This window comes from Dietzia aurantiaca (assembly GCF_021033825.1).
GTDB classification, from domain to species: Bacteria; Actinomycetota; Actinomycetes; order Mycobacteriales; family Mycobacteriaceae; genus Dietzia; species Dietzia aurantiaca.
On the sequence record NZ_JAIFXZ010000007.1, the window covers coordinates 65,938 to 85,923 of the forward strand.

Genomic DNA, 19,986 nt, shown 5'->3' on the forward strand with positions numbered 1-19,986 from the left:
CCGGCGGGCCGGGCGTGATGTCGGACTCAACTCTTCCGCGCCCCGAACCCGCCGGCCAGCGCACTGAACTCGTCGAGCAGCGCCTCCCGGCTGATCGGCGGCTGGTCAAGCACCCAGCGCACGGCCACGTTCTCCACGGCCATGACGATCACCCACGCGCGGGCAGCCGGGTCGACCGAGGTCGCGCCCGCGGCGGCGAGGTACACCGCCAACAGTTCGCGGACCCGGTGCTCGAGCGCGTGCTGCGCGGCCCGGTGACGCACGGCCGGCAGCTCTTCCCACACGATTCGCAGCAGTCCGGCATCGGCCTCGATCGCCGTGAGCAGTGCGTCGGCGATCGCCCGGACGGTCCCCGGGTCCCGCAAGTCGACGGGACCGGAAGCCGCGAGAGAAGCCGCGACCCGGTCGGAGATCTCCGCCGACCAGCGGTCCATCACCTCGGTGACCAGCGCCGACTTGTCCGGGAAGTACTGGTATAGCGAGCCCGGACTGACCGCGGCCTCGTCCGCGACACGGTTGGTGGTGAACGACTCGTAGCCGTCGCGCACGAGCACGACGCGAGCCGCCTCCACGATCCGCTCGACCATTGCGCGGGATCTCGCCTGCTGGGGAACCCTTCTCATAGACGCGAATTGTATGCGAGTAAATACTCGCGTCATAGTTACCTCCATGACCACCACCATGTTTCCGGGCCGTCACCGCGCCGCAGAGAAGCGGTCTGAGCGAATGGGGCGCACGCTGAAGCGTGTGGCCAAGGTCGAGGACCTCGACGAGGAGTTGATGGACCGACTCGGCCGTGGCTTCACCGAGAAGGACCAGCTCGGCAGTGGCCTCGCCAAGGCCATGCGCAAGCGCAAGGGTGAGCCGGGTTCGGTGACCCACCGGCAGCTCAGTGAGGCCCTCGAGATCGGGTCCGCGGGTCTGCGTGAGCGCGACGGCGTGGCGCCGGTCCTCATCGAGTACCTCGAGACGCTCGAGGCCACCCCGGACTGGGTCGACTGGGACCGGATCGCTCGCGGCCAGAAGGCCTACCTGCGGTTCGGACAGAATGCGGCCGACGTACTGTTGCAGCTGTCGCTCATCGGCGGCTACCGCTTCGGCGGCCCGTCCGACCTGCTGGTGGCCACCGGCGGCCTGACCGGCGGGACCACGCTGCGCCGCCTCGCCGAGACGCAGCACTGGGCCATGAAGCTCTCGCTGCCCGGTGGTCTGGACCCCCACGGTGAGGCCTGGCGGCTCACGGGCCACGTCCGGGCCATGCACGCGGTGGTCAATGACTCCATGGAGCCGCGGTGGGACGTCGATCAGTGGGGCCTGCCCATCAACCAGACGGACCTTGCCTCGACCCTCGGACTCTTCGACGCCGTGGTGCTCCTCGGCGTGCGCGTGCTCGGCGTGCCGGTCAGCAGGCAGGAGTCAGCCGACATCATGCACGTGTGGCGCTATGTCGGCTGGCTGCTCGGCGTGGACGACGACATGCTGGTCGAGCGCGAGCGCGAGCGGCACCGCATCAACTACCACATCCTTCAGGCCCAGGCCGACCTCAGCGAGGCCGGCCCGCAGCTCACGCAGGCGCTGGTGCAGGCACATCGCGACCGCCACCGGGCGGGACCGCTCCCCCGCGTCCAGGCGTGGTTCGCCTACGAGCGGTTGCTCAGCATGCTCACTGTCTTCCTCGGGCGCGAGTCGATGCGCGAGTTCGGCTTGCCCGTCCGTCCGCCGTGGGCCCATTTCTACATCGCCGGGCTCAACACGCTGCGCTACCGCACGCCGTTCGGTCGCGCCCGCCTCGAGGACTGGGGCCGGAAGGTCTACGCCCGCCAGGAGCGTGAGACGTTCGGCAAGGCTAAGGCGGACATCGGACGCCCGAAGACCGACTGAAGTTCGGGGCGGCGAACGCCACGCCCGGCGCTCCGGCGACGGGTGCCGTGCGCGTGGAGGGCGGATGCGGGCAGAGGCCTCCGGGCCACAGTTTAAACAATGAGTCGATTTCGCCACATTCACAACTATGTGGCTTTTTCACCTCATGTCGGCGATGTGTGGCACGATCACCGCATGTACGTGCTGACGATCGACCAGCGACACAGCCGCACCAGCCGGGACCGCGTGCCGCGGCTCCTCGAGGTGCTCGCGGAGGCGGACGTGCCGTGCGTCGCCGCGTTCGAGCGCACCGCCGGCGACGAGGTCCAGGGGCTGCTCGACGAGCCGGCCGCCGTCCGCGCCGCGCTACTCACGACACTGCGTGACGGCGACTGGCACTGCGGGGTCGGGGTGGGAGAGGTCGACGACGACTCGTTCGCCACCGGCACCCGCGCCGGCCGGGGGCCCGCCTACCTGGCCGCGCGTGAAGCGGTGGAAGCGGCCAAGTCGATGACCGGCTCCGTCGCGGTGCGGGTTCCGGGCGATTCCGGCGAGGAGGCGACCGCCTGGGCCGCCGATTGCGAAGCCGTGTGGACGCTGGTCGCCGGGCTCGTGCTCGAGCGGACCGAGGCGCAGTGGCGCGCCGTCGACGCGGTCGACCGCTCCCCCACCCAGGCCGCGGCCGCCGAGGAGTTGGGCATCACGCCGACCTCCGTCGCCGGGGCCCTACGCCTGGCACACATCCGACAGGAGCGGGCCGCCTACCCGGCGCTCGACCGGCTTCTGGCAGGCGCCCACGCCGCCGCGACCGGGGCCGGCCCGGGCGACGGCATCCGCGCCCGCGTCGGATCCGATGCCACGCCGGGAACAGGAGCCGACCGATGAGCGCCTGGCCGGACTGGCTCGCGGTGGCCGTGGTGGTGCTGTCGACGCTGGCCGTCTCGGCAGCTATCGGCTCTCCCATCGCCTCGCTCGTCCTGCGCTCGGCGCGCGTGCCCGAGCCACCCACGGTCGAGATCAGCGGAGACAAGCGCAGCCCCGTGGTGAGCCGACGCGAGAGCGCACCCTCGGACGGCGAGGTCCGCGAGGTGCTGCGCGGCGGGATGTGGATCGGGATCCTCGAACGCGTGGGCCTGACCGCCGCGATCCTCGCGGGCCGGTTCGAGCTGGCCGCCGTGGTGGTGGCGATCAAGGCCCTGGGCCGCTACCCCGAGATCAGGGAGAACCCGGCGGTAAGTGAGCGCTTCATCATCGGCACCCTCGCCTCCCTGCTGGTGGCGGCCGCCTGCGGGGCCGCGGGCCTGGTCGTTCTGGGCGCTGTGATCTGAACCGGTGAGCCCGGGCCGGTCGGGCACGTACGCTCGGCCACACCATGCTCACGACGATTCTGGTGCTCCTGCTGGGGATCGTGACGATCCTGGTGATCATCGCGGCCAACGGCTACTTCGTGGGGCAGGAATTCTCGTACATGTCCGTCGACCGCAACCGCCTGGCCGCGCAGGCCGAGGCCGGCGACGCCACGGCGGGGCGCGTCCTCAAGATCACCGAACGCACGTCCTTCATGCTCTCCGGCGCGCAGCTGGGCATCACGGTCACCGGCCTCCTCGTGGGTTTCGTGGCCGAGCCGCTGGTCGGCGAATCGCTGGGGGAACTCCTCGGCGTGGCGGGCGTGCCCGTGGCGGTGAGCGTCAGCGTCGGCACCGTGCTCGCCCTCGCGGCGTCCACGATCGTGCAGATGATATTCGGCGAGCTGTACCCCAAGAACCTCGCGATCGCCGCCCCCGAACCGCTCGCCCGCGCGCTCGCCCGCTCGACCAGCATCTACCTGGCCGTGTTCGGCTGGCTGATCATCGTGTTCGACCGCGCCTCCACCGGCCTGCTCCGGCTGGTCAAGGTCGAGCCCGCGGAGGATCTGGACTCCTCGGCCACGGCGGCGGATCTGGAGCGCATCGTCGCCGACTCCCGCGCGAGCGGCGAACTGCCCGAACAGCTCTCGATGCTCATCGACCGGATCCTCGACTTCCCCGACCGCACCGTCGAGCACGCCATGATCCCCCGCGCCCAGACCAGCACCGTCCCACCGCAACTCACCATGTCCGAGGTCCGCGAACTCATGGCCCGGGGCCACTCCCGCTACCCGGTGGTCGCCGACGACGAGCCGCTCGGCGTGATCCAGCTGTCCGACCTCCTGCACCATGGCGCCGACCCGGACGCGACCGTCGCCGACCTCATGCGCCCGCCGGTCGTGCTGCCCGCACTCATGCCGCTGCCCGACGCGCTGGCCAAGCTCACCGGCGAACGCACGCAGCTGGCGGCGGTGGTCGACGAGTTCGGCGGCTTCGCCGGCGTGCTGACCATCGAGGACATGGCCGAGGAGGTGATCGGCGAGCTCACCGACGAGCACGACGAGCGGTTCGACAACGTCATCGTGGCCGACGGCGACAACCGCTGGCGCATCGACGGCGACGTCCACATCGACGAAGTCGAGCGCGCCCTCGGCCACCAGCTTCCACACGGCGACTTCGAGACCATCGCCGGCCTGACCATCGCCGCCCACCGCGAGCTCCCTGGGGAGGGCCAGACGATCACCGTCGGGCTGCCGGTCGAGCCGCGCGAGTTCGTCGCCTCCGATCCGCGCCGGTACGCCGTCGAGATCACGGTGGCCAGGGTCGAACACCGCGTCCCCGCCGAGGTACTGGTCAGCCTGGTGGAAGTCGACGACGACAACGACGACATCGGCGGTCTGTGATGAGCAGTCCCGTTGTCGTCGTCATCACCACTTTCGGCCTGATCGCGGCGAGCGCGTTCTTCGTGATCACCGAGTTCTCCCTCCTCGGCGCACGCCGCCACCGGCTGGAGGTCGACGCCCCGCGCAGCGCGTCGGCTCGGGCGGCGATCCGCGGCATCGACGAGCTCACCGTGATGCTCGCCGGGGCGCAACTCGGGATCACCGTCTGCACGTTCGCGCTCGGCGCCGTGACCAAACCCGCCGTGGACGCCTGGCTCGGGCCCGCGCTCGGCTCGCTCGGGATTCCCGGCGGGGTGGCCGGCGGTGCATCGTTCGTGCTGTCGCTGCTGCTGGTGACGTTCCTGCACCTCGTCGTGGGCGAGATGGCTCCCAAGTCGTGGGTGATCGCCGATCCCGAGCGGGCCGCCCGGCTGGTCGGCGTGCCGGCGCGGGCGTTCACCTGGGTGTTCCGGCCGCTGCTGCTGTGGATCAACCGCATGGCCAACAGGCTGGTGTCCGCCAGCGGGGTCGAGCCGGTGGACCGCGCGGCCGTGGGCGGGCAGGACGCCGACACCATCCGGCAACTCGTCGAGCACTCGGCGGCGGTTGGCGCGCTGGAGGCGTCCATCCGCTCCCCGCTGGCCGGCGCCCTCGAACTGGAACACCTCACCGTCGGCGGCCTCGTGGACTCCGGGCGCGCGCCGACCGCGGTGGCCGCCGACGCCACCGTGGCACAGGTGCAGGACGCCGCCGCCCGCACCGACCACATGCGGATCCTGATCCTCGACGAGCCGGGGCCCGATGGCGGCCGGCGCCGCGATCCGGAGGTGGTGCATGTGCGCGACACGCTGCTCGAACCCGACGACGCCCCCGCCCGACCACTGGCCCGCACCGCGATGTGCCTGGACCGGGCGACTCCCGTGTACGAGGCGCTGGCGACAGCGCGGGAGCGCAGCGAGCAACTCATGGTGGTGACCGAGGACCGGACGTTCGTCGGGGTGCTGACCGTGGCCGACATCCTGCGCAGGATCCTGCCCGAGCCACGACCCTTCCTCGACTCCGCCGGGCCCGAACGAATATCTTGAACCACATGGTGACCATCCGCCCCGCGACCTCGGCCGACGCGCAGACCGTCGCGAAGCTCCTCTCCGAGGCGTTCCGCGACGACCCCGCGTGGGCGATGTCCTACTCCGACCCCGCCACCCGGCCGAAGAAACTCGAGGCGCACTATCGTCACCGGGTGCGCCGCCACCCCGAGCTCGCCGACGTGGCCGTGGACGGGAATCAGGTCGTCGGCGCCCTGCTCTGGGAGGCGCCCCGGTCCGAATCGCGTCCCACTGCCCTCCTGCGCTCGGCATGGCGGGTGGTTCAGCGCATCGTGAGCCGGCTGCCGGGTGCCCGCGGACTCGCCCACACCCTCGCGGTGGAGGTGTACCGGCCGCTCGAGCCGCACTGGTATCTGCACGACATCGCCGCCGGCCCGCAGGCCCGCGGCAAAGGAGTCGGCTCGGCCCTGCTGACGCACCGGCTCGCTGAGATAGACGCCTCCGCGACGACACTGGCGGCGCTCGAGGCGACCTCCCCGGGCAGCCGCCGCCTCTACGAGCGCTTCGGTTTCGAGGCCGTCGGCCGGGTGCCCACCCTGCCCGGTCAGGCGTCGACGGTCATGATCCGCCGCCCGGACTGACACGGGGCCCGGGCTGACCGGCCGGCCGAAGTTTGTCGACACCACTGCGACGGGGCCGCCCATTGGCCGCGCTGGTGCAAACATATTTCGCAACTGTGCCTACAAAATTAGCCGCCTGCCCCCGGCTTTAGAGTCCCGTCGGGATTAAGCGCTCCGGGAGCGACCTCCACCCAGCGGGCCGGGTTAGGCGTGCCCATAAAGGTGCAACGCAGTTTGTTAGGCGACAACTCGCCAATCCTCGAGTTTGCACAGACATCGCCCGGCTTCGGGTTGAGAGCCGGCGCCGGATACGACGGCGGGGGCGGCATCTGCGGAAGATGGAACTGCCACTCGAACGGGTAGGGCAATGCCGGAAGCTGCCAGATGGGTATGTCGAAAGGACGCGGAACCACGACCGGTTCAATTACCGACCCGGAAACCGGCTGAGCAGCAGCGGCGGGACTCAGAGCCAGTGCCATACCGGCGACTAACGGGCTCAGCAGCAACATTCGAGGCAGCGGCTTCACAGAAAACTCCTTGGCGAGATAAACCACGATTAATCCTCAATGTAGCCTCAGGACCCGCTTCCTGAACGCGATCGGGCCGGCCGTCCAAAGTTTGTCGACACCACTGCGACGGGACCGCCCGTTAGCCGCGCTGGTGCAAACACATTTCGCAACTGTGCCGACAATACGAAGAGAACCGGAGCCCCAGGCGTCGGAGAACAAGGGCCGGGCTGCGCAACCCCGTGGTCGCGCAGCCCGGCCCCTGCCGGAGACCCGCCCGTCCGCCTGTCAGCAGCGAGACGCCGGTGTCCGTCCTAGATGATCGGCACGCCCTCTTCCTTCGCCTCGAGCGCCTCCTTCGCGAAGCCCCGCACGATCACGGCGAGCGTGCCGGCCACGATCACGGGCCAGATGAGTACATAGATCGTCAGCAGAATCGGTGACATGAGTAGTCCGCCTTCCTTTCCTTTAGACGTGGATTTTGTCGTCGTCGTCATCATCCGACCGGCGCGCATCGCGCCCGGCCGACACCGCCTCTGAGTGCTCCTCGGCCTCCTCTTCGAGGGCCTCGGCCACCTCCTCGGTGTCGTAGTCGGCGGTGCGACGGGCGATCTTGGCGAAGTCGAAGTCCATCGAGCTCCGCACTGACATCGCGAAACAGACGATCGTGCTCACCGCGTACGCCACGAGCGACGCCGTCAGCGTGTCGTAGTCGCGCAGGAAGCCGAACACGAACGGCGCACTGACCACCGCGGCGATTCCGCCGATGATGAGCGCGGCGCGTGTGCCGAAGAAACCGAACACCATCAGGCCCAACACCACGCCGACACCGACGACGGCCAGCGCCTCGATGATCCACGGCGCCACACCCGTGTCCGGGATGAGCCCGAAGCGCGTGGGCAGGAAGACCGCCAGCGCCACCAGCACGGACACCGTGAACGCCGAGTTGGTGACCTTCTTCCAGTAGAAGCTCGCGATCACCGGGAACACCAACGCGCCCCAGAGCGCACCGACGAAGACCAACAGGTCCAGGATGTTGAACCGGATGTTGGCGAACACCAGCGCGGCGACCGTCGCGAGGATCATCGTGATGCGGCCGATCGTGAGCATCGTGCGCGGGTTCGGGATCCGGCCCCGGCTGCGCATGCTCTGGCCGTAGACGTCCGTCATCGCGATCGACGACATGGCCGCCAGATCCGAGTCCGCGGTCGACGAGAGCGAACCGATGATCATGATGAAGAACACCGCGACCAGCACGCCCGGCAGATACTCGGCCGCCACCTGCGGCAACAGGTTGTTCGGGTCGCCGTCCGACGGCGAGATGCCCGCGTACAGTGCCAGCACACCGACCATGCCGATGCCGATGATCGTCGCGCCGTAGCCGATCGTCGCCGTGATGAACGTCGGCTTGATGAGATCCTCGCGCACCGCGAACAGTCGCTGCGCGATGGTCTGGTTACCGATCGCGTACGCCAGGACGGCGGCGATGTACGGGGCGCCCTGGTTGAGGAACGCGTCAGAGGAGAAGAACGACTGCTGCTGCGGCGTCAGGTTCTGGGCGCCGGAGGAGAACAACTCGACTCCGCCCAGGAAGAAGAAGATCGACGGCACGATGATGATTACCGCACCCAGCATCGCCAGCACCTGCGCGAAGTCCGTCAGCACCGAGGCGCGGAAACCCGACCACAGCGTGTACAGCAGCACACCGCCGGCGATCACGATGACGCCCTGGATGAAGCTGAACGGACTGAGCATCGCGATCAGTGCGCCGCCGGCGATGAAGTTCGACGTCAACGAGATGACGGAACCGAGGATGTTGGATCCGGCCAGCATGAGCTGGGAGGACCGGCCGTGGCGGGCGAACATGACCTCTGCGAGCGTGTGTGCCTGCGGCGCGACCTTCCGGATCCGCCGACCGAAGGGGTAGATGAACAGGATCATCAGGGCACCCCAGAGCCCGTAATGAATCGGACCGGACACCCCGTAGAGGTAGCCCGAGTTGACCGAGGCGTACATGGATGACGCCCAGATCCAGGTAGCGGTCATCGACGCCGCCGAGATACCGAACCCGATCTTGTGACCAGCAGTCATGTAGCTGTCCGCGTTCTCGTCTCGACGCGCGATCCGCATCGACATGAACATCGTCCCGCCATAGAACAACAGCAGGAGAAGAACGACAGCCGTAGCGCTCAATGCAGTTGTGCTGAGCAAACCCATCTGCCCCTTTCCCTCTTAATTTGTTATACGAACGCTCAGAGCATAGTGAAACCTGGGGACAAACTGAGAACCGTACTGGTCAGACCGCTTTGTCGGAATCTACAAACGCGGCTTCCCGGCCCCGCGCCGCTCGCGACATCTGGACTGCAGCGCACAGACTTTTTTTCCGGATTCGCTGGTGGGGCGACTCCGCCGGCGCCTCGACCGTCTTGGCCGATTCCACAACGCGCCTCCCGCGGGCAGGCATGTGTGCAATGGCAGGTCAGGCACGTGGTCCGCGCTTCACGCGAGCGCTTCAAGCGACTGCGCCAGGCAGGGCTCGTCAGGCGGGCCAGGCGGCGCGCCAGTCGGCCGGGGTGGCCTGGGCGGCAGGCACGCGGAGCGCGGCCTCGGCGGCACGAACGGTGTCGGCGAAGGCGCGGACGACCTGCCGGTAGGAGACCTCGGCGGAGCCCGATTCGTGGAAGACGCCCACCGGGTCCACGCGGACGACCCCCATCGCCTCGGGGATCAGATCGTCGGGGAGGCCGGCCGAGCGGACGCGGCCCAGCACCTTCTGCCCCAGGGCGAGCGCGGGCTGATCCCACGAGATGCCGTCCACCACCGAGCGGGGCGGGTGGCCGGCGCGCTCGGAGGCGCGCTTCTCCGCCTGTTTGGCCTCCTGCCACAACCGGTCCTGTTCGGCGGAGTCGAGGCTGTCCGACTGGTACGTACTGTCACCGTCCGCGTCGGTGAACCAGTAGGGCGCCCGACGACGAAGCTTGTCGAGCAGTGTTCCGGCCACGTCCTGAACGTCGAACGCGCCCTCGGCCCGCTCCGCTCCGATCGCGGCGTGGAACAGCACCTGCAGCAGCAGGTCGCCGAGCTCGGAGACCAGCTCGTCGCGATCGCCGTCGGCCACCGCGTCGACCAGCTCCCAGGACTCCTCGATGAGGTACGGCAGCAGCGAGGCATGCGTCTGGGACGACTCCCACTCCCCCTCGCGACGGATCCGGGTCATGAGGGCCACCGCCTCGGCCAGCCGGTCGTGCTCCTCGTTGCGATCCCCCGCCGTCGAGAAGAGAGTTTCGACCACATCGGCCGAGTGATTCTGCGCGAAACTCTCTTCTCGATGGTCGGCGGGCTCGTGGCTCATCGCGCCCCGGGCCCCGACGCCCTGGCCGACGTCGCCCCGGGCCCCGACGCCCCGGCCGACGTCGCCATCGGCGCGGTCTCCGGCTGGACGACCGGGTTGGAGCCCTCCGGGTCGCCGGCCATGGCGGTCAGGAAGTCGGCGGCGTATTGCAGCATCTCGTCGTCGCGCGCCTTCTCGCCCCCCGCACCCGCGCGCGCGCCCGCCGCCTTGGGCAGCGGCAGGAGCACGGTCTTCTGCGTGGCCCGGTACTGCGCGGCCGGATACATGCGCTTGAGCCGCATCTGCTGGGAATCGAGCAGGTCGAGCGGGCCGACACGCAGCCGGGAACCGGCGATCACGATCTCGCGGACCCGGTACTTCTGCGCCACGAGCCGCAGCCGCGCCACGGACACCACGCGCCGCGCCTCGACGGGCAGCGGGCCGTACCGGTCGACGAGCTCCTCGACCACCGCGTCGATGTCGCCCGGCTCACGCGCCTGCGAGAGCTTGCGGTACGCCTCGAGCCGGAGCCGGTCGCCGTCCACGTACTCGGGCGGGATGAACGCGTCGACGGGCAACTCGATGCGGATCTCGCCGAGCTCCTCCTCCACCTCGACCTTCTCGCCGTCCGCGATCGCGCGGTACGCCTCCACCGCCTCGCCGACCAGACGGATGTAGAGGTCGAAGCCGACGCCCGCGATGTGCCCGGACTGCTCGGCGCCCAGCACGTTGCCGGCCCCGCGCAGCTCGAGGTCCTTCATGGCCACGGCCATGCCGGCGCCGAGATCGTTGTTCTGGGCGATCGTGGCCAGCCGGTCGTAGGCGGTCTCGGTGAGGGTCTTCTCCGGGTCGTAGAGGAAGTAGGCGTAGCCGCGCTCGCGCGACCGGCCCACGCGCCCGCGCAGCTGGTGCATCTGCGACAACCCCAGCTGGTCGGAGCGGTCCACGATCAGGGTGTTGGCGTTGGAGATGTCCAGCCCGGTCTCGACGATGGTCGTACACACCAGCACGTCGTACTCGCGGTTCCAGAAGCCGCCGACCGTCTGCTCGAGCTGCTCCTCCCCCATCTGCCCGTGCGCCACCACCACGCGCGCCTCGGGCACGAGGTCCCGGATCCGGGCGGCCGTGGAGTCGATGGTCCGCACGCGGTTGTGCACGTAGAACACCTGCCCCTCGCGCAGGAGCTCACGGCGGATCGCAGCGGCGACGTGCTTGTCCGAGTAGGCGCCCACGTACGTCAGCACGGGCAGCCGCTCCTCGGGCGGGGTGAGGATCTGGCTCATCTCACGGATCCCGGCCAGCGACATCTCCAGCGTGCGCGGGATCGGGGTGGCGGACATGGTCAGCACGTCCACGTGGGTGCGCAGGGAGGTGATGTGCTCCTTGTGCTCCACGCCGAAGCGCTGCTCCTCGTCCACGATCACCAGGCCGAGGTTCTTCCAGCGCACACCCGTCGCGAGCAGACGGTGCGTTCCGATCACCACGTCGACCGTCCCGTCGGCGAGCCCGGCGAGGACCTCCTTGGCCTCGGCGTCCGAGGTGAAGCGGCTCAGGCCACGAATGGTCACGGGGAAGCCGGTCATCCGCTCGGTGAACGTGGCCAGGTGCTGCTGCGCGAGCAGCGTGGTGGGCACCAGCACCGCCACCTGGGTGCCGTCCTGCACAGCCTTGAACGCCGCCCGCACCGCGACCTCGGTCTTGCCGTAGCCCACATCGCCCACCACCACGCGATCCATCGGCGCGGGCTTCTGCATATCCCCCTTGACCTCCTCGATCGCACTGAGCTGATCGATGGTCTCGGTGAACGGGAACGCGTCCTCCATCTCCCGCTGCCACGGGGTGTCCGGCCCGAACGCGCGCCCGGGCGCGGACTGCCGCTTGGCGTAGAGCTGGACGAGCTCGGTGGCGATCTCACGGACGGCCTTGCGGGCCTTGCGCTTGGTGTTCTGCCAGTCCGCGCCCCCCATCTTGGACAGCGTCGGCGCCTCACCGCCGACATAGCGGCTGAGCTGGCCGAGCGACTCCATGGGCACGTACAGACGGTCCCCGGCGGCGCCGCGTTTGCCGGGCGCGTACTCGATCACCAGGTACTCGCGCCGCGACGAGCCGTCACCGCCGCGCACCTGCCGCTCGACCATCTCCACGAACCGGCCGATGCCGTGCTGGTCGTGGACCACCAGGTCCCCGGCCTTGAGCGCGAGAGGATCGACCTGGTTGCGGCGCTTGGAGTGTCGCGCCTTGGGACGTGCGGTGGCGCCGAGCCGGTTGCCGGTGAGGTCCGTCTCGGAGACGACGACGAGACCGTCACCGCCCGCGGCACCCTCACCGCCGATGAGCGCGAAGCCGGCGTGCAGGACCGCCTCGTAGATCGTCACCAACCCGGCGGCTGGCTCAGCGCCGGCCTCGACCGCGGTGGCCGGAACCTCCGCCTCGGCCAGGCGCTCCTTGACGCGGGCGACGGTGCCGTGGCCCGGGACCACGACCGCCGCCCGGCCCCCGCTGCCGACGAGCGCGCGCAGCCGGGTGAACATGGCCTCCATCTCGGAGTCCTTGCCACGCGGTGAGGGCGGGTCGCCCGCCTCGACGGTGATGGTCAGGCCGTCCTCCGCCTCGGTGAGGAAGCCGCTCGGCACGAGCTGCCACCACGGCACGCCCGCCTCCTGCGCCTCCTCGCGGATCGCCGAGAACGTGCGGTACCCGGAGCCGGACAGATCCAGCGTCTCGCTGTCCACGGGGGCGTCGCCCCCCATGGTGGCCGCGGTCCACGAGGCCTCGAGGAACTCCCGGCCGGCGGCCGCCAGGTCACCTGCGCGACGGCGGACCTTGTCCGGGTCGCACACCACGACCCGGGTGCCCTCGGCCATGAGCATCGGCAGCGTGGCCATCTCGCCCGGCACCAGCACCGAGGTCAGCGCCTCCATACCGTCGCGCGGGATGCCCTCGGCCAGCGAATCGAGCAGCTCGACCAGCGTCGGATTGGCGTCGTGCTCGGTGGCCAGCTCGCGGGCCCGGGCGCGCACGCCCTCGTCCAGCAGCAGCTCGCGGCACGGGTAGAGCGTGGCCGATTCCTTCTCGCCCTCCGGCAGCGAGCGTTGGTCGGCCACCGAGAACTCGCGGATCTCGGCGATCGTGTCGCCCTCGAACTCGATGCGCAGCGGATGATCCGCCGTCGTGGGGAACACGTCCACGATGCCGCCGCGCACCGCCACATCCCCGCGACTGGCCACCATGTCCTCGCGCACATACGCGAACTCCGTCAGCTCCGTCAGCAGGTCCGTCGGATCGAGCTCCGCCCCCGTGACCAACCGGACCGGCTTCCGGCGGGCCGCCCCCGGCGAGATGGGCTGCACCACCGATCGCGCCGCCGCCACCACGACCCGCGGCGCGTGACCGGACATCACGGCGCTGAGCACCCTCAGGCGGCGACCGATCGTGTCAGCCGCGGGCGAGAGACGTTCATGGGGCAGGGTCTCCCAGCTCGGGAACTGGGCCACCTCGTCGTCGTCATAAATCCCCGCCAGCTCGTCGGCCAGCTCCTCACACTCGCGCTCGGTGGCGGTGACCACCAGCAGCGGCGCCTCCTGCGCCAACGCCGTCACCAGGAACGGCCGCAGCGACTCCGGCGAGCGCACCACCGCCGCGTCCCGGTCCAGCCCGTCACGCAGGTCGGCCAGCGCCGGGTTCGCGAGAACAGCACCCGCCAGACCGGCGAGGGCTGCGGGAGCGCCCGCGGCGGGGATGTTCGTGGCGGTGGCGGTGGTGGTCACGCGTGTTCTGCCTCCGGGTGAGAAACGGTGCGCCGAGACCGACGCACGATCTCTCAGTCTAGAGGCGGCGGCGCGCCGGTACCCTGTGCCTATGCGCGAGACCACAGACGCCGAGCACGTCGACCCCGCCGACGAGCCGGCCGGCCCGGTGACCATCGCCCCGATCGCCACCGACGAGGCGCCGGTCGACCGGGGCGACGTGGGCTCGCGACTGTTCACCGACCGGTGGATCGGCGTGCTGCTGGCCATCGGCTCCGCCCTCGCGCTGCTCGCGTCGTTCCAGCTGAGTCTCGACAAGATCCGGCTGCTGGAGAACCCGGACTACACACCGGCCTGCAACTTCTCCATCCTGATGAGCTGCAAGAGCGTCATCAACTCCGAGCAGGGCGCGGCGTTCGGGTTCCCCAACCCGTTCATCGGGCTGATCGGCTACGGCATCGTGATCGCGATCGGTGTGGCCGCCGCGTCCGGCGTGCGGTTCCCGCGCTGGTACTGGGTGGGCGCGCTGCTCGGCCTGACGTTCGCCGCCGGGTTCGTGCACTGGCTGGCGTTCCAGTCGATCTTCGAGATCCAGGTGCTGTGCCCGTGGTGCATGGTCGTGTGGGCCACCACCATCCCCATGTTCTGGTACACGCTGCTGCACGTGCTGGGCAAACTCACCCGCGCCGGCTGGGTCCGGGCGCTGCAGAGCTGGCACCTCGTGCCCGTCGTGATCTGGTATCTGTCCGTCGCCGGGATCATCCTGTGGGCATTCTGGGACTTCTACTGGGCGGACTTCTTCGCCAACCTCTGAGCCGGCGGCCTCGCCCTGCGCTCCCGCCGGCGTCGGCGGCCACCCGCAGGCACCGGCGCGCGCTGCCGACACCCGCGGACACCGGCGGATACCTACTAGAGTCCAATGCCTCACAGTGGACTGCCGTAGATCCGAATTGCGGGCATGATCACTAGGCGTACGGGCTGAGAGCCCGCTGACAGAGAGGTGGAAGCAATGATCACGTCCCTCACCCGTAACTGGTGGGTCCAGCTGATCCGCGGTGTCCTGGCGCTCGTCCTCGGCATCACCGCGCTGGTCGCCCCCGGCTCGAGCCTCACGCTCGCCGTGTTCCTCGTGGCGGCGTTCGCGATCGCCGACGGCGCCATGACCATCACCACGGGCCTGGGGCTGCGCGGGCACAGTGGCTCCTCGAACCTGTTCATCGGGGGCGGCGCACTCTTCATCGTGCTCGGCCTCGTGGTGCTGTTCTGGCCGTCCATCACCGTGACCGCGCTGGTCCTGCTCTTCGCGATCTGGCTGATCGCCTCCGGTGCGCTGCTGGCCTACGGCGCGTCCACCCTCCGGACGGTCGTCGCCAACGCGTGGATCATGGGCGCGGTCGGCGTTGTGATCGCCGTGGTGGGACTCGGCCTGGCACTGTTCGGCCCGTCGACCATCGAGAACTTCCTGCCGTTCGCCGGCTGGTTCGGCGTGATCGTCGGTCTGATCATGATCGCGGTCTCGCTCCGCCTGCGCAGCGACGCCGCCAAGCTTCCGAGCGCCCCGGTGGCCGACGAGGTCTGAGTTCCGTCTACTGCGGGCGTCCTTGTCAGTGCTGGATCACCGGGCGGCCGTCCGGGCCCAGCAACGCGGTCAGGCCCCCCGAGTTTCCGCCGGAGCGCCACATGTAGCAGACGCCGGTCTGGACATCGCGGAAGATCTCGACGGTGTCCATGAAGCTCATCTTCTCCGAGTGGACCTTCTCAAACCGCTTCTCGTTCTTGGTCATGGGTCGATCGTGTCATCCGTCGAGTCGTACGAAGGAGTTTTGACGACGACGAGGTCCGGGCTCGCGATTCACTGCCGACTTTGTCGTCACCACTGCGGTGACACCGCGTGTCCGCCGCAGTGGTGACGACCAAGATCGCAGTAGTGACGACCAACCGAGGTCGGTCGTCCCGGAACTGCGTGATAATCGACGGCACACCGCCGGTCCAGTCACCACTCACGGAATCGCATGTCCTTCCAGGCGTACCTCGACACCATCGAGAAGAAGACCGGGCTCACGCCGCGCGAGCTCGTGGACAAGGCGTCGGAGAAGGGCTTCGGTCCAGGAACGAAGGCCGGACCGATCCTGGCCTGGCTCAAGGAGGACTTCGACCTCGGGCGCGGCCACGGCATGGCCCTGGTCCACGTGATCACCAAGGGACCCGAGATCAGCGATAAGCACGTCGGCACCGGTGGCTCGCACGCGGACGCCTCCGCCACGCTCTGGCTCGACGGCGCGGCCACCAACCCGGATCGCTGACCGGGTGACCACGCTGCGCGACCGTCACACGATCCGCATCCGGGTGTGGGATCGGGACAGCTCGTAGGTCTTGACAAGCCAGAAAGTGGCAAACGCGAAGAGCGTCGCCGATTCGACGACGAACAACGCGGCGGTGGACTCCCACAACCACGCCATGAGCAGTGCGGCAGCCGGAAGCACGAGAAGCAGGACCACCAACGTCCGGTAGGTCACGCGGTACCTCTGCTGCACACCGGGATCGGGAAGAGAGCTGATGGTCTCGGACCCGTAGAAGACGATCGACAGTGCTGCCAGGACGAAAAACGCCACTGCGGCCACCGCGTGGATGACGCTCACCGGACTCAGCCCCGGTAGCGCCGGATCCACGGTCGGAAACAGGGCCACGACAATAGCGAGAGTGCCTGCGGCATTGAGCAGCCGGTTCTCACCGCGCGTATATCCGCGGTACGCCACCAGCGCCACACCGATCGCCACCAGCGTTCCCACGACAAGCCCGCTCGCCGGCGTGTAGTAGAAGGCGCTGATCGAATCCCTCATGGCCAGGTCGGGGTCGAGAGCCACCCAGGCGAGAAGCGCGACCGGGAGGGCGATCGCGCCGCCGGCGATGACCATCCGGAGGACGAAGTACGTCTCGACCACGTAGTCCGCCGGTGCCTCACAGAAGGTGGCGGAGTCGCCTTGAACCTCGCGTCCGCTCATGGGCCCGCATCCCTTCCAGGGCGCTCAGGGCTGGGCCGGCCCCGGGCGCAGATCGCGCCCGGCCGAGTCGCCGGCCGGATGACTGTGGCCCGAGTACTTCTCCATGACCCCGGACTCGAGCGACGGCGCGGGGTCCAGATGAGTCAGGCCGTTGTAGCAGAGATTGACGATATGCGCGGCCACCTCCTCCTTGGACGGAGTGCGCTCATCAAGCCACCATTGCGCGGTGCCGGACACCATGCCGACCAGGGCCTGGGCATAGACGTTCGTAGTGATCGGATCGAACCCGCGGGCCACGAACTCCTCCTCGAGGATGTAGGTGACACTGGCCGTGGCGTCGTTTAGCAGCGTCGAGTACGAGCCGCCGTTGTTCAGCGACGAATCACGCACCAGGATCCGGAACCCGTCGGTGCGCTCCTCCACGTAGCGCAGCAGTGCCATCGCGGCGCGCTCGATGCGGCGGCGCGACCCCTCGCCCTCCAACGCCTCGGTGATCTCGGCACCCAGATAGGCCAGCTCGCGGTCGCACACCACCGCGTACAGGCCCTCCTTACCGCCGAAGTGCTCGTAGACGACCGGCTTGGACACGCCCGCGACCGACGCGATCTCCTCCACGGTGGCCGCGTCGTAGCCGTACTCGGCGAAGATCCGGCGGCCCACCTCGACCAACTGCTGGCGGCGCTTTGCCGCTGACATCCTGGTACGCGGCGCCGGCGTCATTTCCGACTGACCTGTCATGTGGTGTGGCCTCCCTCGACACGGAAAAGCCTAGTCGGAGCATCGGGCGTGGCCGACCGATCGGTGGCCGGACTACCCCGTGTGAGCCTGGCCACCCACCCCGCAAACAGGCACGCGGCGGTGGGGCCGTGCTCGTATGCCAGACTGGTGCTGGCCCGCTCGCGGGCCGTTCCCCCGTGGTGTAATCGGCAACACTCCTGATTTTGGTTCAGGCATTTCAGGTTCGAGTCCTGGCGGGGGAGCACAAACTTAGTGGCCGCGCCTTTCCCAACCGCCGACGCCGCCGAGCCGTCAGAAGATCCCGCCGAAGATCCCCACCGCGAGCACCAGCAGCACGATGCCGATGATCGCCAGGACCGCCAGCACGGGCTGCCGGCCGCGGCGCGGGGTCCGTTCGACCTCCGCGTCGGGCCCGAAGCCGGCGTGCTCGTCCTGACGGAAGTTCGGATCCGGTCCGGGGCGGAAGTCCGGTTCGCGGCCGCCGTTTCCACCGGGCGTGTTCGGTGCGCTCATATGAACCGCTCCTCTTCCATCCGTGCGTAGGTCTCCAGCAGTTCCAGCGCGTGGGACCCCGCCTCACCCTCGGCCCGCAGGCCCGTCCGCATGCTCTCCAGCATCTCGCGTCCGTGCGGGAACGGCGGGAGAAGCGGGATATCCGGATCGGTGACGGCATCGATCACCGTGGGCCGGTCCGCCGAGAACGCCGCCTCCAGCGCCGGCGCCAGGTCCTCGGCCATCTCCACCCGTACCCCGCGCAGCCCGAGCAGTTCGGCATAACCGGCCATGTCGAAACCGGGCACCTCCTGGGACCGCGCGAACCGGGGCTGGGCCTCGGACTCGCGCTGCTCCCAGCTCACCTCCGCCAGATCGCGGTTACTCAGCACCACCACGACCATCACCGGGTCCTCCCACCCGGGCCAGGACTCGGCCACCGTGATGAGCTCGTTGATCCCCAGCATCTGCATGGCGCCGTCACCTGCCAGCAGCGCCACGGGCCGGCCCGGAGCCCCGGCCTTGGCGGCCAGCGCGTAGGGCACCCCGCAACCCATCGACGCCAGCGTGCTGGACAGGTGCGCGGGCACCGAGGTGGGCAGGTCCATCTGCCGCGCGTAGTGATAGACGGAGCTGCCCACGTCCACCGACAGGCGGGCATCGTGCGGCAGGCACTCGGCCAGCCGCCGCGCCACCAGTTCGGGGTTCAACCCTCGCGCTGCCACCTCGGCGCGCTGGCGCGAGATCTCCCGCCACTGCCCCACCCACGTCACGACATCCGAACGCCAGGTGGAGCGATCCCGACTCGCGACCCGTTCGGTCAGCGCCCGCAGCGCATGCGCCGCCTCTCCGACCATCCCCACCTCGACCGGATAACGGTTGGCCAGATTCGCCGGATCCAGATCGATCTGCACCGCCCGCGCCTGACCCGGGCGCGGATAGAACTCGGTCCACGGATCGTTCGAACCGACGATCAGCAGGGTGTCGCAGTTCTGGAGGATCCGCGCACTCGCCGTCGTCCCCAGATGCCCCATGGTGCCGCCCACCAGCGGCGACGATTCGTCGACGTAGGGTTTGCCGAGCAGGCTCATCGTCACGCCCGCGTCCAGGCGCTCGGCCAGCTCCATGAGTTCGTCGCGCGCCCCGGCCACCCCGCGCCCGGCCAGGATCGCGATCCGCTCCCCCGCGTCCAGGACTTCTACGGCGCGGGCCACGTCGTCGTCGCGTGGGGTCACCACGCCGTGCGTCCACTCGGGCGCGGTCACCACCACGCCGTGCTCCTGGTCGAGCTCGTCGCCGAGCTCCGGCGCCGGCAGGTTCTGCACGTCGTGGGGAAGGACCACCACCACGGGCGTGCGGTAGGTCAGCGCGGCGCGGAACGCACGGTCGAGGACCATCGGCACCTGCTCGGCCGACGCCACGGTCTGCATGTACGGCCCGGCGACGTCCGCGAACACGGCGGCCAGGTCGATCTCCTGCTGGTATCCGGAGCCGAGCACGCTCGTGTGCTGCTGCGCGACCAGCGCTACCACGGGGACGCTGTCGAGTTTGGCGTCGTAGAGGCCGTTGAGCAGGTGGGCGGCACCCGGCCCCTGGGTGGAGCAGACCACGCCCGCCTGGCCGGAGTACTTGGCGTCGCCCACCGCCATGAACGCGGCCGCCTCCTCGTGGCGGGCGCGCATGAAGCGCGGGCCGACGCCGGATCGGCGCAGCGCGCCGAGCAGGGGGTTGTTGCCGTCCCCCGCGTAGCCGTAGATCCTCTCGACGTCCCAGGCCGTCAGTCGTTCGACGACGACGTCGGCCACCGACTTTCCCTCTGCGGACTGTGTGTCCTCGGACATGGTGATCCCCTTTCCACCGGCGCACCTGAGGACGCCGCTGCCGGTTCAGGTCGGACGTGGCCCGAGGTTAGGGAAC

Annotated in this window: 20 protein-coding genes and 1 tRNA gene; 10 read left to right on the top strand and 11 right to left on the bottom strand. The window is 69.4% G+C overall.

The window, feature by feature from the left end; genetic code table 11:
• Window positions 1-26: 26 nt before the first annotated feature.
• Window positions 27-623, bottom strand: a complete 597-nt coding sequence (locus tag K3888_RS09340) for a TetR/AcrR family transcriptional regulator (RefSeq protein WP_230929992.1) — start codon at window positions 621-623, stop codon at window positions 27-29.
• A gap of 46 nt (window positions 624-669) precedes the next feature.
• On the opposite strand from K3888_RS09340, the gene K3888_RS09345 reads away from it, so the two are divergent.
• The 6 genes from K3888_RS09345 to K3888_RS09370 all read left to right on the top strand — a co-directional run bounded on the left by K3888_RS09345 (window position 670) and on the right by K3888_RS09370 (window position 6,275).
• Window positions 670-1,881: an oxygenase MpaB family protein gene (locus tag K3888_RS09345; protein ID WP_230929993.1), complete on the top strand. Its 1,212-nt coding sequence runs from the start codon at window positions 670-672 to the stop codon at window positions 1,879-1,881.
• A 174-nt stretch (window positions 1,882-2,055) separates the two neighbouring features.
• Window positions 2,056-2,745 (top strand): hypothetical protein, encoded by a 690-nt coding sequence (locus K3888_RS09350; protein ID WP_230929994.1) that lies wholly within the window; start codon window positions 2,056-2,058, stop codon window positions 2,743-2,745.
• Entirely contained in the window at window positions 2,742-3,188 is a 447-nt protein-coding gene (locus tag K3888_RS09355) for a hypothetical protein (protein WP_230929995.1), read from the top strand. Before K3888_RS09350 ends, K3888_RS09355 begins: the two co-directional genes overlap by 4 nt.
• 44 nt (window positions 3,189-3,232) lie before the next feature.
• The gene (locus K3888_RS09360) at window positions 3,233-4,609 is read left to right on the top strand and encodes a hemolysin family protein (RefSeq protein ID WP_230929996.1); all 1,377 of its coding nucleotides are present in this window, start codon (window positions 3,233-3,235) and stop codon (window positions 4,607-4,609) included.
• Complete coding sequence (locus K3888_RS09365) at window positions 4,609-5,673, top strand: CNNM domain-containing protein (RefSeq protein ID WP_230929997.1); 1,065 nt, start codon at window positions 4,609-4,611, stop codon at window positions 5,671-5,673. The genes K3888_RS09360 and K3888_RS09365 overlap by 1 nt, the downstream gene beginning before the upstream one ends.
• 5 nt (window positions 5,674-5,678) lie before the next feature.
• Complete coding sequence (locus tag K3888_RS09370) at window positions 5,679-6,275, top strand: GNAT family N-acetyltransferase (protein ID WP_230929998.1); 597 nt, start codon at window positions 5,679-5,681, stop codon at window positions 6,273-6,275.
• A 107-nt stretch (window positions 6,276-6,382) separates the two neighbouring features.
• On the opposite strand, the gene K3888_RS09375 is transcribed toward K3888_RS09370, so the two are convergent.
• From K3888_RS09375 to mfd, 5 genes are all read right to left on the bottom strand, one after another.
• A complete protein-coding gene (locus K3888_RS09375; RefSeq protein WP_230929999.1) occupies window positions 6,383-6,808 on the bottom strand; it encodes a hypothetical protein in 426 nt (141 codons plus the stop codon).
• Window positions 6,809-7,074: 266 nt separating this feature from the next.
• Entirely contained in the window at window positions 7,075-7,206 is a 132-nt protein-coding gene (locus tag K3888_RS09380) for a putative transporter small subunit (protein ID WP_230930000.1), read from the bottom strand.
• Window positions 7,207-7,228: 22 nt separating this feature from the next.
• Window positions 7,229-8,977, bottom strand: a complete 1,749-nt coding sequence (locus K3888_RS09385; protein ID WP_230930001.1) for a sodium:solute symporter family protein — start codon at window positions 8,975-8,977, stop codon at window positions 7,229-7,231.
• Window positions 8,978-9,299: 322 nt separating this feature from the next.
• Window positions 9,300-10,112: a nucleoside triphosphate pyrophosphohydrolase gene (locus K3888_RS09390; protein WP_230930002.1), complete on the bottom strand. Its 813-nt coding sequence runs from the start codon at window positions 10,110-10,112 to the stop codon at window positions 9,300-9,302.
• A complete protein-coding gene (gene mfd / locus K3888_RS09395) occupies window positions 10,109-13,858 on the bottom strand; it encodes a transcription-repair coupling factor (RefSeq protein WP_230930003.1) in 3,750 nt (1,249 codons plus the stop codon). The genes K3888_RS09390 and mfd overlap by 4 nt, the downstream gene beginning before the upstream one ends.
• 91 nt (window positions 13,859-13,949) lie before the next feature.
• Here mfd and K3888_RS09400 point away from each other — a divergent pair, with 91 nt between their 5' ends.
• Together K3888_RS09400 and K3888_RS09405 are read left to right on the top strand one after the other, a co-directional pair.
• Window positions 13,950-14,651, top strand: coding sequence for a vitamin K epoxide reductase family protein (locus K3888_RS09400; RefSeq protein ID WP_230930004.1), 702 nt, complete (start codon window positions 13,950-13,952; stop codon window positions 14,649-14,651).
• A 195-nt stretch (window positions 14,652-14,846) separates the two neighbouring features.
• Window positions 14,847-15,416 carry an HdeD family acid-resistance protein gene (locus K3888_RS09405; protein WP_230930005.1) on the top strand — a complete coding sequence of 190 codons (570 nt, stop codon included), beginning with the start codon at window positions 14,847-14,849 and terminating at the stop codon, window positions 15,414-15,416.
• A gap of 25 nt (window positions 15,417-15,441) precedes the next feature.
• Here the strand turns inward: K3888_RS09405 and K3888_RS09410 are convergent, their stop codons facing one another.
• Entirely contained in the window at window positions 15,442-15,621 is a 180-nt protein-coding gene (locus K3888_RS09410; RefSeq protein WP_230930006.1) for a DUF6440 family protein, read from the bottom strand.
• A gap of 228 nt (window positions 15,622-15,849) precedes the next feature.
• Between K3888_RS09410 and K3888_RS09415 the strand changes: the two genes are divergently transcribed.
• Window positions 15,850-16,140, top strand: a complete 291-nt coding sequence (locus tag K3888_RS09415; protein WP_230930007.1) for a DUF4287 domain-containing protein — start codon at window positions 15,850-15,852, stop codon at window positions 16,138-16,140.
• A 24-nt stretch (window positions 16,141-16,164) separates the two neighbouring features.
• On the opposite strand, the gene K3888_RS09420 is transcribed toward K3888_RS09415, so the two are convergent.
• The gene (locus K3888_RS09420) at window positions 16,165-16,839 is read right to left on the bottom strand and encodes a hypothetical protein (RefSeq protein ID WP_230930008.1); all 675 of its coding nucleotides are present in this window, start codon (window positions 16,837-16,839) and stop codon (window positions 16,165-16,167) included.
• Between the two features lie 24 nt (window positions 16,840-16,863).
• Window positions 16,864-17,535, bottom strand: coding sequence for a TetR/AcrR family transcriptional regulator (locus K3888_RS09425; protein WP_230930009.1), 672 nt, complete (start codon window positions 17,533-17,535; stop codon window positions 16,864-16,866).
• A gap of 212 nt (window positions 17,536-17,747) precedes the next feature.
• On the opposite strand from K3888_RS09425, the gene K3888_RS09430 reads away from it, so the two are divergent.
• Window positions 17,748-17,819, top strand: a tRNA-Gln gene (locus K3888_RS09430).
• Window positions 17,820-17,868: 49 nt separating this feature from the next.
• On the opposite strand, the gene K3888_RS09435 is transcribed toward K3888_RS09430, so the two are convergent.
• Window positions 17,869-18,090: a hypothetical protein gene (locus K3888_RS09435; RefSeq protein WP_230930010.1), complete on the bottom strand. Its 222-nt coding sequence runs from the start codon at window positions 18,088-18,090 to the stop codon at window positions 17,869-17,871.
• Window positions 18,087-19,910 carry a thiamine pyrophosphate-requiring protein gene (locus K3888_RS09440; RefSeq protein ID WP_230930011.1) on the bottom strand — a complete coding sequence of 608 codons (1,824 nt, stop codon included), beginning with the start codon at window positions 19,908-19,910 and terminating at the stop codon, window positions 18,087-18,089. Before K3888_RS09440 ends, K3888_RS09435 begins: the two co-directional genes overlap by 4 nt.
• Window positions 19,911-19,986 lie beyond the last annotated feature (76 nt).